The 14,527-nt window shown below is 44.3% G+C and carries 18 protein-coding genes; 12 read left to right on the top strand and 6 right to left on the bottom strand.

Going from position 1 to position 14,527, the window contains the following annotated elements:
* Positions 1-182: transposase domain-containing protein (locus L5M38_RS02060; protein ID WP_263140309.1), on the bottom strand; the 182-nt coding region annotated here is incomplete at its 3' end.
* Between the two features lie 107 nt (positions 183-289).
* Entirely contained in the window at positions 290-850 is a 561-nt protein-coding gene (locus tag L5M38_RS02055; protein WP_028761276.1) for a DUF4136 domain-containing protein, read from the bottom strand.
* A 179-nt stretch (positions 851-1,029) separates the two neighbouring features.
* Here L5M38_RS02055 and L5M38_RS02050 point away from each other — a divergent pair, with 179 nt between their 5' ends.
* From L5M38_RS02050 to ruvX, 4 genes are all read left to right on the top strand, one after another.
* Positions 1,030-1,347 (top strand): hypothetical protein, encoded by a 318-nt coding sequence (locus L5M38_RS02050; RefSeq protein WP_263178178.1) that lies wholly within the window; start codon positions 1,030-1,032, stop codon positions 1,345-1,347.
* Positions 1,348-1,525: 178 nt separating this feature from the next.
* Positions 1,526-1,855: a stress response translation initiation inhibitor YciH gene (gene yciH, locus L5M38_RS02045; RefSeq protein WP_037392612.1), complete on the top strand. Its 330-nt coding sequence runs from the start codon at positions 1,526-1,528 to the stop codon at positions 1,853-1,855.
* Positions 1,856-1,921: 66 nt separating this feature from the next.
* Positions 1,922-2,485, top strand: coding sequence for a YqgE/AlgH family protein (locus tag L5M38_RS02040; RefSeq protein WP_263178177.1), 564 nt, complete (start codon positions 1,922-1,924; stop codon positions 2,483-2,485).
* 29 nt (positions 2,486-2,514) lie between these two features.
* On the top strand, positions 2,515-2,940 hold the full coding sequence (gene ruvX / locus L5M38_RS02035; RefSeq protein ID WP_006082513.1) for a Holliday junction resolvase RuvX: 426 nt from the start codon (positions 2,515-2,517) through the stop codon (positions 2,938-2,940).
* 86 nt (positions 2,941-3,026) lie between these two features.
* Here the strand turns inward: ruvX and hemH are convergent, their stop codons facing one another.
* The 4 genes from hemH to L5M38_RS02015 form a co-directional block, all read right to left on the bottom strand.
* The gene (gene hemH / locus L5M38_RS02030) at positions 3,027-4,040 is read right to left on the bottom strand and encodes a ferrochelatase (protein ID WP_263178176.1); all 1,014 of its coding nucleotides are present in this window, start codon (positions 4,038-4,040) and stop codon (positions 3,027-3,029) included.
* A gap of 32 nt (positions 4,041-4,072) precedes the next feature.
* A complete protein-coding gene (locus L5M38_RS02025; RefSeq protein WP_263178175.1) occupies positions 4,073-4,612 on the bottom strand; it encodes a glutathione peroxidase in 540 nt (179 codons plus the stop codon).
* A 186-nt stretch (positions 4,613-4,798) separates the two neighbouring features.
* Positions 4,799-5,911, bottom strand: coding sequence for a PilT/PilU family type 4a pilus ATPase (locus L5M38_RS02020; protein WP_006085705.1), 1,113 nt, complete (start codon positions 5,909-5,911; stop codon positions 4,799-4,801).
* A gap of 9 nt (positions 5,912-5,920) precedes the next feature.
* Positions 5,921-6,958, bottom strand: coding sequence for a type IV pilus twitching motility protein PilT (locus L5M38_RS02015; protein WP_006082517.1), 1,038 nt, complete (start codon positions 6,956-6,958; stop codon positions 5,921-5,923).
* A 35-nt stretch (positions 6,959-6,993) separates the two neighbouring features.
* On the opposite strand from L5M38_RS02015, the gene L5M38_RS02010 reads away from it, so the two are divergent.
* The 8 genes from L5M38_RS02010 (at position 6,994) to L5M38_RS01975 (ending at position 14,106) form a co-directional block, all read left to right on the top strand.
* Positions 6,994-7,692, top strand: coding sequence for a YggS family pyridoxal phosphate-dependent enzyme (locus tag L5M38_RS02010; RefSeq protein WP_263178174.1), 699 nt, complete (start codon positions 6,994-6,996; stop codon positions 7,690-7,692).
* 216 nt (positions 7,693-7,908) lie between these two features.
* The gene (proC, locus tag L5M38_RS02005) at positions 7,909-8,727 is read left to right on the top strand and encodes a pyrroline-5-carboxylate reductase (protein ID WP_263178172.1); all 819 of its coding nucleotides are present in this window, start codon (positions 7,909-7,911) and stop codon (positions 8,725-8,727) included.
* Between the two features lie 46 nt (positions 8,728-8,773).
* Positions 8,774-9,322, top strand: a complete 549-nt coding sequence (locus L5M38_RS02000; protein WP_105251874.1) for a YggT family protein — start codon at positions 8,774-8,776, stop codon at positions 9,320-9,322.
* Entirely contained in the window at positions 9,322-9,627 is a 306-nt protein-coding gene (gene yggU / locus L5M38_RS01995) for a DUF167 family protein YggU (protein WP_263178171.1), read from the top strand. The genes L5M38_RS02000 and yggU overlap by 1 nt, the downstream gene beginning before the upstream one ends.
* 135 nt (positions 9,628-9,762) lie before the next feature.
* Positions 9,763-10,197, top strand: a complete 435-nt coding sequence (locus L5M38_RS01990) for a DUF4426 domain-containing protein (protein ID WP_105251872.1) — start codon at positions 9,763-9,765, stop codon at positions 10,195-10,197.
* A gap of 122 nt (positions 10,198-10,319) precedes the next feature.
* Entirely contained in the window at positions 10,320-10,937 is a 618-nt protein-coding gene (rdgB, locus tag L5M38_RS01985; RefSeq protein ID WP_263178170.1) for an RdgB/HAM1 family non-canonical purine NTP pyrophosphatase, read from the top strand.
* Complete coding sequence (gene hemW / locus L5M38_RS01980; RefSeq protein WP_219233937.1) at positions 10,937-12,103, top strand: radical SAM family heme chaperone HemW; 1,167 nt, start codon at positions 10,937-10,939, stop codon at positions 12,101-12,103. Before rdgB ends, hemW begins: the two co-directional genes overlap by 1 nt.
* A gap of 152 nt (positions 12,104-12,255) precedes the next feature.
* On the top strand, positions 12,256-14,106 hold the full coding sequence (locus L5M38_RS01975) for a DUF885 domain-containing protein (protein WP_263178168.1): 1,851 nt from the start codon (positions 12,256-12,258) through the stop codon (positions 14,104-14,106).
* The last annotated feature ends 421 nt before the right edge of the window (positions 14,107-14,527 follow it).

Below are 14,527 nucleotides of genomic sequence, written 5' to 3'. Positions count from 1 at the left end.
GCCCAAATCATTGCATCCATGGGTAATTTACGCCGTCTTAGCGTCGCAACGCCCTGAGAGTCTAAACAGGATTGAATTAACTCGGGTTCTAACACATCAGCTAAGCAGGTGAATTCGGTTAGGCGGGTAATATGAGTGCGCGCGAGAGCTTCTGAGAGTTGCATAAAAAAATCCGATGACATGAGGTCATCGGATTTTGATCTTTTCAGCGAGATCGTCAAGCAATCTGTCTTAACTGATCGGCATTAGGCCCTTAGGCCGCTTAATGTTCATTCAAACTGAATCAGAACTACTTAGTGTCAGGCTTAGGTGGATAATTTGCCATTACACTGCCCACTGCTTGATTGATGATCTGTACTCTTTCTTCTGGGGTATTTTTGTCGCGAATGGTATCGGCAACAGAACCACGCCAGATCAGTTTAGTGGTTTTATTATCAACCAAATCAATAATCAGGGTGCCAACTTCATATTCTCTTACTGTGGTTTGGGTCTGCATATTGCCGCCCCAACCCCATCCTGGACCATAGTATGGGTTGTAGCCAAAATTACTATTGAAGGTATCAACATTAATCTTCTTATCAACTTTGGTCAGATAATTAACAAGTACATCAGCATCTTTTGCATCAACTAATGTCATCCCCTTACTCGCTAACTGGCTATTCACCGCTTCTCTGACCCGTTGGTCCATCAAGCCATCCAAATGATATCCAGCAGAATCCGTTTTCTGAGCAACCCAAGCATAGGTTTTATATTGAGTAAAATTGGCGCTAGGATCAAAATCCCAACCTGACTTCATCGAACTACAGGCACTGAGTGCCAACACAGCTAATGCTACAAAAATATTTTTCATCTTAATTTCCTCAGATGTTCAAACTGAACAAAGACAAGTATCAGAGATATGAATTTAGCTTACAGAGCAATCATCTGATCTACAACTCAATTGATTAAAAAGCAGCAACTCATTCAGCTTGACTTCAGCAAAACCAAAGATGATAATGATTATCAATTGAGATTTTAAAGGGTGATGAAATGTACTGGTTTATTAGCGCGTTTTTGGTAGCAACAGCTATTTTTTTCCTTGCGCCAGAAAAAATCTCACTCGAGGCCAATAACGCCAAGATAAAACGTCACTTGCCTACCAGTTTACTGATATTACCCCTCCTAGTGCTTGGCTGGTTGGTTATTGATACCATTGCTAATGGCACTAACTATGCCACAGTCGCCGCATTCGGCTTTGTGACCACCGCTTGCTTGATTGCGTTACCTAAACTGCATAAATTTATTATGCCAAGCGCCTTAGTGACCGCAGTAGCACTGGTCGTCATGGTCTTGATGCGTATAAATTAAAACGGCTGATAACGCTCCCTTTTTCAAAAATATGCTTACTTCCCTGCAAAGAGTTAGCATTTTGTATTGGCCACTTAAGGAGAATCCTCAAGTGGTCTTTTTTTACCTCCCAGAACCTCTGCAAATTTGATAAACTGAGTCGGTATAAGTCACCTTCTAATATCAATGAATGAAACCGATGAAAGCAGATCCTAATGTATCCTTAGTGTACAGTACCGACAAAGGTCGTATAAATGCAGAGCCCGTCACTAAAGCGATTCCTGAATCCGACGGTATAGTCAGGATCCATAGAGACAGTAAGGGCCGCAAAGGCAAAGGCGTTTCGATTATCTCAGGCCTAGGTCTCGATGAAACCGCGTTAAAAGCAATGGCTCAAACCCTTAAAAAACAATGTGGTTGTGGTGGCACGGTTAAAGATTTCACTATTGAGGTCCAAACCGATAACCGCGAGCAATTAAAGCTATTGCTTGAGAAGCAGAACTACAAAGTTAAATTAGCTGGCGGTTAATCTCGCCCGACTTAGCAATATAGCAGCAAGCTAGATCAACTTAGCCACATCAAACGGAGTAGTTTAATGGAGAGTTTGCAGAACCATTTCTTAATTGCGATGCCCTCACTACACGGTACGTTTTTTGAACGCTCAGTCATTTATATCTGTGAACATGATGCCAAAGGCGCCATGGGGCTGGTGATCAATAAACCGCTCGATATCGAAGTTAATTCGCTATTAGAACAAATGGATTTGCCGGCAGAGCAAGTCTCCGCGGATTTAGTACTCAATGACAATGTCATGATGGGCGGTCCCGTCTCCCAAGATCGCGGCTTTGTGCTGCATACCTCTCAGCCCTATTGGGCCAATAGCACAGATCTGGGTTGTGGTTTAATGCTAACCACTTCACGTGATGTGTTAACCGCGATTGGAAGCAACAGATCGCCCGAGAAGTTTCTCGTCGCATTAGGTTATGCAGGGTGGAGTAAAGATCAGCTCGAACAAGAGCTTGCCGATAATTCTTGGCTCACTATTCCAGCAACGAATGCGCTCTTGTTTGACATTAAACACGAAGACCGTTGGCCACAGGCCAGCCGTGCTCTCGGATTTGATGCTTGGCAAGTTTCAGCTCAAGCGGGTCACGCTTAAGCCTATTTATTAATATAAGTCAGCACACTATGAATTCGAAAACCGTATTAGGCTTTGATTTTGGCACTAAGAGCATTGGTGTCGCTATAGGCCAAGAAATCACCGCTAGCGCCACGCCATTGTTGTCAATTAAAGCCGTCGATGGGATCCCAAATTGGGATCAGATAGGCGACTTAATCAAAGAGTGGCAACCTGACTTAGTCGTCGTTGGTCTGCCTTTAAATATGGATGGCACAGAGCAAGATATGACCCACAGGGCGCGTAAATTTGCTAATCGCATCAATGCTAAGTTCAAAGTCAAAATAGCCACTCAAGATGAGCGATTAACTACCACTGATGCTAAGGCCAGATTATTTGAATTGGGCGGGTTTAAGGCACTGACCAAAGGTCAAGTCGATGCGGTGTCTGCAGTCCTTATCATCGAAAGCTACTTCGAAAATAACTTCAGCAAGTAATGCCACAATAAATAAAACCACAACAAAAATAAAAGGATAAGTTACCTTATCCTTTTAGTTGATGTTTAACCCGATAAATTACCGGATCAAAAATGTGGCTTCACTAAGTTGGCCATCATAGTAATGTGTGCATCATCATCGTTTAGTGCAGCAATGTAGCGGAACTTCTCACCACCCGCCTCGGCAAAGAGATGACCATTCTCACCAACAATTTCTTCCAGCGTTTCTAAACAATCGGCGCTAAAAGCAGGACAAACGATAGCAATATCACGCACGCCTTGTTGCGGCAACGCTTTCAAAGTCGCATCGGTATAAGGTTGTAGCCATTTGGCTTTACCGAAACGCGATTGAAATGTCATCACAAACTCATCTTTACCTAACCCAAGCTTTTCGGTAACCAGTCGAGTCGTTTTCATGCAGAAGCAGTAATACGGATCGCCTAAATGCAAATTACGCTCAGGCATACCATGGTAAGACAACACCAATTTTTGCGGTTTACCATGGGCTTCAAAATCAGCCGTGATCGAATTAGCTAACGCGTTAATAAAGTCAGCATTGTCATGATAAGTATTAATAAAATGCAGTGCTGGAATATAGCGCCACTTGGACAACTCAGCAGCAATCGCATCAAATGCAGAACCTGTGGTTGGGGCCGCATATTGGGGATATAAAGGTAACACGACGATTTTATCTATGCCATTTTGATGCATATTCTGCAAGGTGCTAGCAACCGACGGACAGCCATAACGCATTGCTAAATGGACAGAGACATCGTAGTTATCAGCTTTAAGCTTATCCGCTAACTTTGCGGTTTGACGCAAACTAATGTCCATCAACGGAGAACCTGCCGCAGTCCATACCTTTTGGTATAACGCTGCCGATTTTGCAGGCCGTACCCTCAAAATAATCCCGTGTAAAATCAACATCCATACTAGCTTAGGGATCTCGACGACTCGGGGATCCGCTAAAAACTCTGCAAGATAACGTCTAACAGCAGATGCTGTGGGTTCATCTGGAGTGCCTAAATTCAACAACAACACGCCTACTTTGCCGCGCTGCCCGTGTCCAACTTCTTTGGATAAGCCTGAAAATTTAGCCAAAACAGCCTCTTAATTAATAAATATTCGTAATATTAAAGTACAGATTCTATCGCTTGCTTAAGCTCTTCACTATCTGGCTTCACTTTAGAATTGAACTGTTGCACAACCGCACCATCACCGCTGACGACATACTTATAAAAATTCCACTTAGGCGCACCGGTTTTTTCGGCTAAGTATTTGAAGACACTATTAGCGTCACTACCACGTACTGGCGATGTCGACAGCATAGTAAAGGTGACACCGTAATTGATGTAACACACCTTAGCCGTATCTTTCTCATCATTTTCTTCTTGGAAAAAATCATCCGATGGGAAACCAATGACCACTAAGCCTTTATCTTTGTAGTTTTCATGCAATGTTTCGAGCGCTTTAAACTGCGGGGTGTAACCACAGTTACTGGCCGTGTTAACAATCAACACTGGTTTTCCCTGAGTCAATTCGCACAGATTAACCGTCTCTTCAGAATGTAATTTTCGTACTTCGAGGTTCAGATACTCCGGACAAGTGACCGCCATAGCGCCAACACTCATCAAGCTCGCTGTCATAGCGAATATCATGGGTAATTTTTTCATTGCTTTCTCCTTTACCAGTACATTACGCAAACGCACTAGGTAAAGATCATATTGAATTAAAAAATAAAAGCTATGGATAATGGCAACATAGCGATGAAGTAGAACCGATTGAGCTGAACGAAAATCTAATACACAAACAAAAAGCAGCCCATAAAGAGCTGCTTAATCCAGAATCTGACTATCGCGTTAGTCCATGTCTAAGGTGACACCTTCCATAAAACCTGAGCCCGTGGATTCTTTATTCTGCAATTTAATCATCAAACGTAAATCGTTTGGTGAATCAGCATGGTGCAGCGCATCGGCGTAACTAATCTCGCCATCGACATAAAGTTTCAGCAAGGCCTGATCAAACGTCTGCATGCCCTGCTCGTTGGATTTTGCCATGGTTTCTTTTAGCAAATGCAGCTCGTTCTTAGCAATTAAACTCGCCACCCTTGGGGTGTTAATCAAGACTTCAATCGCGGCGCGACGCCCTGTGCCATCGACTTTCGGTATCAATTGTTGAGCTACAATACCGCGTAAATTCAATGATAAATCGAACAATAACTGTTGATGCTTACTCTCAGGCACGAGATGCATAATCCGGTCTAACGCTTGGTTGGCGTTGTTGGCATGCAAGGTTGCCATACAAAGGTGACCCGTTTCAGCAAATGACAGCGCAAACTCCATCGTCTCTTGGGTACGTATTTCACCAATCAAGATCACATCGGGAGCTTGGCGAAGGGAGCTTTTTAGCGCCGCATCGAAAGATTCAGTATCTATGCCCACTTCACGCTGGGTGATAATGCTTTTTCTGTGGTCATGAACGAATTCAACCGGGTCTTCAATAGTCAAAATATGCCCACGGGCATGACCATTGCGATAACCCACCAAGGCCGCCAAGGACGTTGACTTACCCGTTCCCGTTCCGCCTACCATAATGATGAGGCCACGTTTGCTCATCACCAGATCTTTTAGAATAGGCGGCAATTTTAAATCATCGACATCAGGGATTTTAGTCTCAATACGGCGCATCACACAGCCAGGCGATTCACGCTGCCAAAAAGCGCTCACCCGAAAACGACCTAAATCCTTTGCCGCAAAAGCGAAATTACACTCACGAGTGGAATGAAACTCTTGCTTCTGAGCCTCAGTCATTAACGACTCAACAAAATCCAGTGATTGTGCTGGTGTAAACGCACTTTCTGCCAATGGACGCAATTCACCGTCAATCTTGGCACTCGGCGGAAAACCCGCTGTGATGAACAAGTCGGAGGCTTTACGCTCAACGATCACTTTTAAAAACGGAAGAACATCCATCATAAATCCTTAAAATGTCGCTTGTTTATTCGAACTTTTCGCCATTGCATCTTCACGAGTGATAAGACCGCGATTGACTAAGTTCTGTAAACATTGCTCTAAGGTCTGCATTCCATGGGCCATACCTGTTTGAATTGCCGAATACATTTGCGCCACTTTGTCTTCACGAATTAAGTTGCGGATAGCGGGCGTGCCCATCATGATTTCATGGGCGGCGACACGGCCTCCTCCCACCTTTTTAATCAGGGTTTGCGAAATAACCGCTTGCAGCGATTCAGACAACATAGTGCGCACCATGTCTTTTTCACCAGCGGGGAATACGTCGACCACACGGTCAATCGTTTTCGCGGCAGAGGTGGTATGCAAGGTACCAAACACTAAGTGGCCTGTTTCAGCGGCGGTCATCGCCAAACGAATGGTCTCAAGGTCACGCATCTCACCGACTAAAATCACGTCTGGGTCTTCACGCAGTGCGCTTCTAAGCGCCGCATTAAAGCTGTGGGTATGGCGATGAACTTCACGTTGGTTAATCAAACATTGCTTATTTTGGTGAACGAATTCGATAGGATCTTCAATGGTTAAGATATGATCATGTCGATTTTCATTCACGTAATCCACCATGGCGGCAAGTGTGGTACTCTTACCCGACCCCGTAGGTCCAGTCACTAGGACTAATCCGCGAGGGAAACTGGCAATTTTTTTAAAAATTTCCGGCGCACCTAATTGCTCAAGTGACAAAATGTCACTTGGAATGGTACGAAACACAGCCGCTGCACCACGGGATTGATTGAATGCGTTAACACGAAAGCGTGCAAGATTAGGGACTTCGAACGAGAAATCGATTTCTAAATGTTCTTCGTAGTCCTTGCGCTGCTTATCATTCATTATGTCGTACACTAAGCTGTGTACACCTTGATGATCGAGCGCGGGCAGGTTAATTTTTCTCACTTCACCGTCAACACGGATCATGGGAGATATCCCTGCAGAAAGGTGTAGATCCGAGGCTTTGTGTTTTACACTAAATGCCAATAACTCAGTGATTTCCATCGTTTGGGATATCCTTGCAACTAGATAATTACATCATGACAACAATAGCAGACAGACTCGCAATCGCCCAGCGCAGGATCACACAAGCAGCGCAAAAATGTGCCCGCCACCCCAGCAGTATTCGCTTACTTGCCGTCAGCAAGACTAAACCTATTGAAGACATTATAGCAGCCTACCAAGCGGGTCAGCGTTGCTTTGGCGAAAACTATGTCCAAGAAGGCGCTGAAAAAATTACTGCGCTCAAGGGGGATTTCCCGGACATAGAATGGCATTTTATCGGCCCACTCCAATCCAATAAAACCAGCATAGTCGCCCAGCATTTCGATTGGATGCATACCCTCTCACGCGACAAAATTGCCCTACGTCTCAATGAGCAACGTCCGGCCGAATTGGCGCCATTAAACGTCTGTATTCAAATTAATATCAGTGCTGAAGACACAAAATCTGGCATAGATGCGGCTCAAATGCTGCCACAGGCCGAACTGATAGCTCAGCTACCTAACTTAGCACTGAGGGGCCTAATGGCAATTCCAACGGCTACCGCAGATACAGAGTTACAGCTTAAAGAGTTTTCCATATTAAACATTCTATTTCAAGAACTTAAATCGCATTATCCCGCTGTAGATACGCTTTCAATGGGGATGAGTAATGACCTAGATACAGCGATTAGCAGCGGTTCAACTATGGTGCGTATTGGCAGTGCCATTTTTGGTGAGCGCAATTACACTGCGTAAAATCCACTTTAGGCATTTAGTTAGAGGTCAGTTTAACCTTGTTTTTAGCACTTTATGCCCAAATACTGTATTTAAGAACACCGAACATTAACGATTTAAGAGCAATTAGCGAGAGTCGATAATCAGGCTCTGTCATTCAAATGACTAACCGTTTTATCATCTTAATTTAAGGTGAATATGTTACAAGTCAACGGTTAACACACTGAAGAGAATCAAATGGATCAACAGAAAATCTGCTTTATCGGTGCCGGCAATATGACGCGCAGCATCATCAGTGGCTTAGTCAATAGCGGCTATCCAGCTCAACTCATCCAAGCGACTAATCCCAGCCAAGGTAAACTCGATGCACTAAAAGACGATTTTGGGATTTTGGTTTCTCAGGATAATTTAGCCGCGGCGCAAGCTGCCGATGTCATAGTACTTTCGGTAAAGCCACAATTGATGCAACAAGTTTGTGAAGCATTACAGACAGTCGAGCTGTCGAATAAGTTAGTCATCACTATCGCTGCGGGCATTAAAGCAAAGCGATATATCGACTATCTGGCACAAGACATCAAGCTTATCCGCGCTATGCCAAATACGCCGATGCAAATTAGTGTTGGTATGACTGGCCTCTATGCGCCTCAAAGCATTACCACCGAGCAGAAAGCCATTTGCGATCGTTTGATGTCAAGCGGCGGCGAAATTGTGTGGGTAAATGAAGAGTCAGATTTAGATCAAGTGATTGCATTATCGGGCAGTTCACCGGCTTATTTCTTTTTGCTAATGGAGTCTATGATAGATGCAGGCAAAGAAATGGGAATGGATGAAACAAAAGCCAGAAGTTTAGTGCAGCAAGCTGCGCTTGGCGCTGCTATGATGGCAAAGCAAAACCCACAACTGACCTTAGGTAATTTAAGGGAGAATGTTACTTCAAAGGGCGGCACCACCGCACAGGCGCTGGCGACATTTGAAGCTGCGGATATGCGCGGCTTAGTAAAAAAAGCCATGGAAAACTGTATTAATCGTGCGGAAGAAATGGCTAAAACATTTTGATCCACTAACACGTTTTTATATCGAACTTTAATAGGTAGAAATCTCGATGAATGCATTTACCTTTTTAATCACCACTCTATTCGATCTCTATTTGATGGTGGTGATTTTGCGGATTTGGTTACAACTGGCAAGGGCTGATTTTTACAATCCTTTTAGCCAATTTATTGTTAAAGCAACTCACCCGCTCATCGCACCAATGCGCCGTATTTTGCCTTCCTTAGGGCGATTTGATACCGCATCTTTCGTCCTCGCATTATTGGTTGTGATAGCCAAGCTGCTACTAATTAGCCTCATTGCGGGCGGTGGCATAGACATACTGTTATTTTTGCTGTTTGCCGTTGTATCTGTGGTCAAAAAAGCAGGGGTACTTCTATTTTGGATGCTATTAATACGCGCAATCTTAAGCTGGTTTAACCAAGGCTATAATCCAATTGTAATGATTATGGGTCAGTTAACTGAACCCGTATTAGCACCAATACGTCGTATCATACCGCCAATTGGTGGTTTAGATTTATCCGTAATGCTGGTCATTATTGGTATGAATTTCCTCAATATGTTACTTGCTCAATATATCCCTTATTGGGCAGTGATCTAATGAGTGCAGTGACTTTGCAGCAAGGTGACTTGCTGCTCAATCTCTACATTCAGCCTAAGGCCAGCCGAGATCAAATTGTAGGATTGCACGGTGATGAGCTAAAAGTAGCCATCACTGCGCCCCCGATAGATGGCAAAGCGAATGCCCATTTAAGCAAGTACTTAGCAAAAGCTTTTAAAGTGCCAAAGAGCGACATTCACATAATAAAAGGTGAACTTGGCCGACATAAACAAATCCGCATTATTGACCCTAAGATCATCCCAAGTGTCATTACTGAACCGATGGGGCAAGATAGTGAAAAGTAATTCAGTTGAAAGATCAATCAGTTAAAGAATCGTACAACTGAAAACGAATTAATCCTTTGAATGCTATTAATTTATTAGAAAAAATAGTCACAGCGGCCCTATAATCCAACATTCCCTAATATGAGGTATCCCATCATGTTCCGTAATCTTCTCGCTGTATTAGCCCTCACGGCCAGCCTTTGCGGTGTTGCAAATGCCGAGCAAAAAGAAACTGTCGGCAATTTTGATATTCATTACATGGCACTTGGCAGTACATTTTTAACGCCTAGCATAGCCAAATCCTATGGCATTAAGCGCAGTAACTACACTGGCATCATCAATATTGCCGTATTAGATATTAGCGAAGCGAATAAGCCCGCAGTACCCGTTGAAATTACTGGAGTTGCTAATAATTTGTTAGATGCGCGAATCAATCTAACGTTTAAAGAGATCCGCGAAGGTGATGCGATTTATTACATTGCCGAAGTGCCCTACCGCGATGATCAGGAAATCAACTTCAATATCGCAATTAAATATGGTAATCAACTGAACACGAACTTACAGTTCAAGCAAAAATTCTACGTTGAATAAACCTATTTTATACCTTTGTTGGCGTTGCTTTCCTGTAGCGCCAACCCCTTTCCCTGTCCTTTACTATTGAGCTTGGGTATCATAGTGCCAACGCACGTCGCCCCATTTATGATAGGTATTCCATGCAACAAATCGTCCTCGCCAGCGGTAATAAAGGCAAACTCGCCGAATTCGATCAAATGCTCGCAAGCTACGGTGTCACTGTACTGCCGCAGAGCCAGTTTAATGTCAGCGAAGTAGCAGAAACGGGTACCACTTTTGTAGAGAATGCCATTATCAAAGCAAGGCATGCCGCCGAAATCACCGGACTTGCGGCCATTGCCGATGATTCGGGTTTAGAAGTGGATTTACTCCAAGGCGCTCCAGGCATTTATTCAGCACGTTACGCGGGCGAAAATGCCAAAGATCAAGACAACGTATTGAAACTACTTGAGACATTAAAAGACCAGCCTGCACCTCGCAGTGCGCGATTCCAATGCGTACTGGTGTATATGCGCCACGCGAAAGATCCAACCCCAATTATTTGCCAAGCCGCATGGGAAGGCCAAATCGACTTTAACCAACGTGGCACCAATGGCCATGGTTACGATCCGATTTTTATCCCTGAAAATTATCAATGTAGCGCGGCACAGCTGAGCAGCAACGAGAAAAATGCCTTAAGCCATCGTGGTAAAGCCCTAGTGCAACTCATCGCCGCCATGCAAGCCCAAGGCGTGTTAACTGGCGGGAATGCACAATAATGTCGTCAACTGCCGTGACTACTGCAATGAAGCTCGAACTGCCACCACTCAGTCTGTATATCCATATTCCCTGGTGCGTACAAAAGTGTCCCTATTGTGACTTTAATTCCCATGGCCAAAATGGCGAACTGCCACAAGAGGCTTATGTTGATGCGCTATTGGAAGACTTGCGCCAAGATTTACATCTCGTCCAAGGGCGGCAGATCCATACCATCTTTATCGGTGGCGGCACGCCATCCTTATTCGATGCTTTGCAAATCAAACGCATACTCGATGGTGCCAATGCGCTAATCCCCTTTAGTGACAATATCGAAATCACTATGGAAGCCAATCCTGGTACTTTAGAGCACGATGACTTTAGTGCCTATCGTGCAGCGGGCGTCACTCGTTTATCTATTGGTGTGCAGAGCTTTTCTAAGGATAAACTCAACTTACTCGGACGTATTCACGATCAAAACGAGGCACAAGTCGCCGCTCAAAAAGCCAGCCAAGCGGGATACTTGAGTTTTAACCTCGATTTAATGCATGGATTACCCAACCAAAGTTTTGCTGAAGCTATGGCCGATATCGACACGGCAGCGGCGCTTAACCCGCCACACCTATCTTGGTATCAGTTAACAATTGAGCCCAACACCCTATTCCACTCAAAACCGCCGCAGCTGCCCGATGACGAAGCGCTCTGGCATATCTATGAGCAAGGTCAACAAAAGCTGGCCGCATTAGGGTATGAGCAATACGAAATATCTGCCTACGCAAAACCTGGTTACCAATGTAGGCACAATCTCAACTACTGGCAGTTTGGTGATTATCTAGGCATAGGCTGTGGCGCCCACGGCAAAGTGACGCTGCCAGAAGAAAACCGCATCATACGCACGGTAAAAATTAAACATCCTAAGGGATATCTGAGTGCCCACAACTACACCTTCGAATCGATTGAAGTTGCAGAGGAAGACCGCGCGCTCGAATATTTAATGAATCGCCTGCGTCTGATGATACCTATTCCTAAGCAAGAATTTGAACTGCGCACAGGACAACACAGAGACACATTGACCGAAGGAATGGAAAAGGCCAAACAACGCGGTTTACTCACAGAATCCGCTGAACATTGGCAATTAACCAGTAAAGGTCATATGTTTGTTAATGATTTACTGACACAATTTTGCTGAGTTAGCCGTTAAAATATCTATATAAATAATGTGTTAGTAACTAACAGTACAGTTTAACACTATTACTGCTAACACATTTTCTAACACTAATATCCATACATTCTTGTTCCGCTTCTTTAGTATTGATGCAAATCAATCTAGGAAGCCTGATCATGCCAATAAAAACTAAAATCAGCTTAGTCGCACTGACCCTTTCAGCTCTACTGACCATTCCCGCGTATGCAGCATCAACTGCGCCAGCCTTACACAGTGCAAGCGAACCTGTGAATGCAATAGCACAAACCGAGTCAGAAAAAGCCAATGCTCTGTTCGAAACCATCTTCATGGAAAACATCATGGCGAGCCCCATTTCGCAGACCTATATGGGGATCAAGCAAGACTATGATAAATGGGATGAACTGGGTGATGCCGCTGATGATAAAACCCTAGTTCGCACAAAAAAACAACTGGAGCGGGTCAATCAGATTGATGCGGCCAAACTCGATCCACAAACAAACCTTAGCCTTACGTTACTGCAGCAAAATCTGCAAAATGACATCGAAGATGACCAATGGCGCTATCATAATTATCCTGTAAATCAAATGTATGGCGGCCACTCTATGATCGCCTCCTTCTTGATTAACCAACATCAAATCACAGATGTCAGCGATGCCAAGGCCTATATCAGCCGCTTGAATGGCGTGCCAAAACGCTTAAATCAACTACAGACAGTATTAGCCGTTCGCGCAGACAAAGGCATTATCGCGCCTAAGTTTGTATTCGCTTATGTGATTTCAGACAGCCAAAACATCATCAAAGGTGCGCCTTTTGATAAGGGCGACGACAGCGCGCTACTCGCAGATTTTCGCCGTAAAGTGAACGCACTAGCGATTCAAGAAACGGAAAAGCAAGCACTGATTCAACAGGCTGAGCAAGCACTAGTGACCCAAGTCGAGCCCGCCTATAACAAGCTCATCAGTTACATCAAAACCTTAGCAACCAGAGCTGACGACCGCGATGGTGCGTGGAAACTCCCTAATGGCGCGGCCTTTTACAATAATGCTTTGGCCCGCACTACCACCACAAATATGACCGCCGATCAAATCCATGACTTAGGCCTTTCTGAGGTGGAACGTATCCATAATGAAATGCGCGCCATTATGAAGAAGGTCAATTTTAAAGGCGATTTACAGCAATTCTTTAGCTTCATGCGTGACGATCCCCAGTTCTACTACCCCAATACCGCCGAAGGTAAAGCCGCCTATTTAGCTGAGGCGACTAAGTTCATCGACAATATGAAGTCGCGCTTGGATGAAGTGTTCAAAGTAAAACCTAAGGCCACCATGATAGTGAAACAGGTTGAAGCCTTTAGGGAAAAATCCGCGGGTAAAGCCTTCTATGAACAACCGGCACCGGATGGTTCGCGTCCAGGTAGCTACTATGCAAACCTATATGACATGAAAGCCATGCCAAAATACCAAATGGAGGCGCTGGCCTACCACGAAGGTATTCCGGGTCACCATATGCAGATAGCCATTTCCCAAGAACTGCAAAATATTCCTAAGTTCCGTAAGTTTGGGGGCTATACCGCGTATATTGAGGGCTGGGGTTTATATAGCGAATCTTTCCCAAAAGAAATGGGACTCTACGCCGATCCTTACTCTGACTTTGGTCGCCTAGCAATGGAGTTGTGGCGTGCCTGTCGCTTAGTCGTTGATACTGGTATCCACGCTAAAAAGTGGACCCGCGAGCAAGGCATTGCCTATTACGTGGACAATACGCCAAATGCTAAATCAGATGCGGTGAAAATGGTTGAACGCCATATCGTTATGCCATCGCAAGCGACAGCTTATAAAGTAGGTATGATTAAACTACTAGAGCTAAGACATAAAGCAGAGCAACAGCTTGGCAGTCAATTTGATATCCGCGACTTCCATACGCTAGTACTTGCTAACGGCGCATTGCCACTGGATGTGTTAGAACAACAAGTCGATCTCTGGATCGCCAGTAAGAAGAAGGCCTAATACCCTAATGTTTTAATGCCTTAATGCTGAGTCGTGAAGCATTGTTAACCTGCTTCACGTATAGCTACGCCCAATAAAAAAGCCACTCGAAAGTGGCTTTTTTATTGGTACCATTATCCCGTTAGATAACAGAACCCTTCTCACTGTGGGTCACTATATTTGTTGTATTAATTTATGCTTTAGCACTCGCCTTCACACACTTAACACACAGTTGCGACTTTAGGGTACAGAGAAACAAAACGCTTGCCCAAGGCTGCACAAACCATCAATAAAAAATTACCTCAGCGATAAGGCTGAGGTAAACCAAAAACTAGGATGATGGTTTAAAGAGCCAACATTGTTTTAGTTCTCAAACTTCTGTTGGCTGTGATCCAAAACTGCATTAATGCCGACCTGTACACAAAAATTGAAAGGGGTCATT

It is taken from the genome of Shewanella sp. SM101 (assembly GCF_025654465.1).
In the GTDB taxonomy this organism is placed as follows: Bacteria; Pseudomonadota; Gammaproteobacteria; order Enterobacterales; family Shewanellaceae; genus Shewanella; species Shewanella oncorhynchi.
The sequence above is the reverse complement of the archived record's forward strand: the minus strand, read 5'-3'. Positions and strand labels throughout refer to the sequence as shown.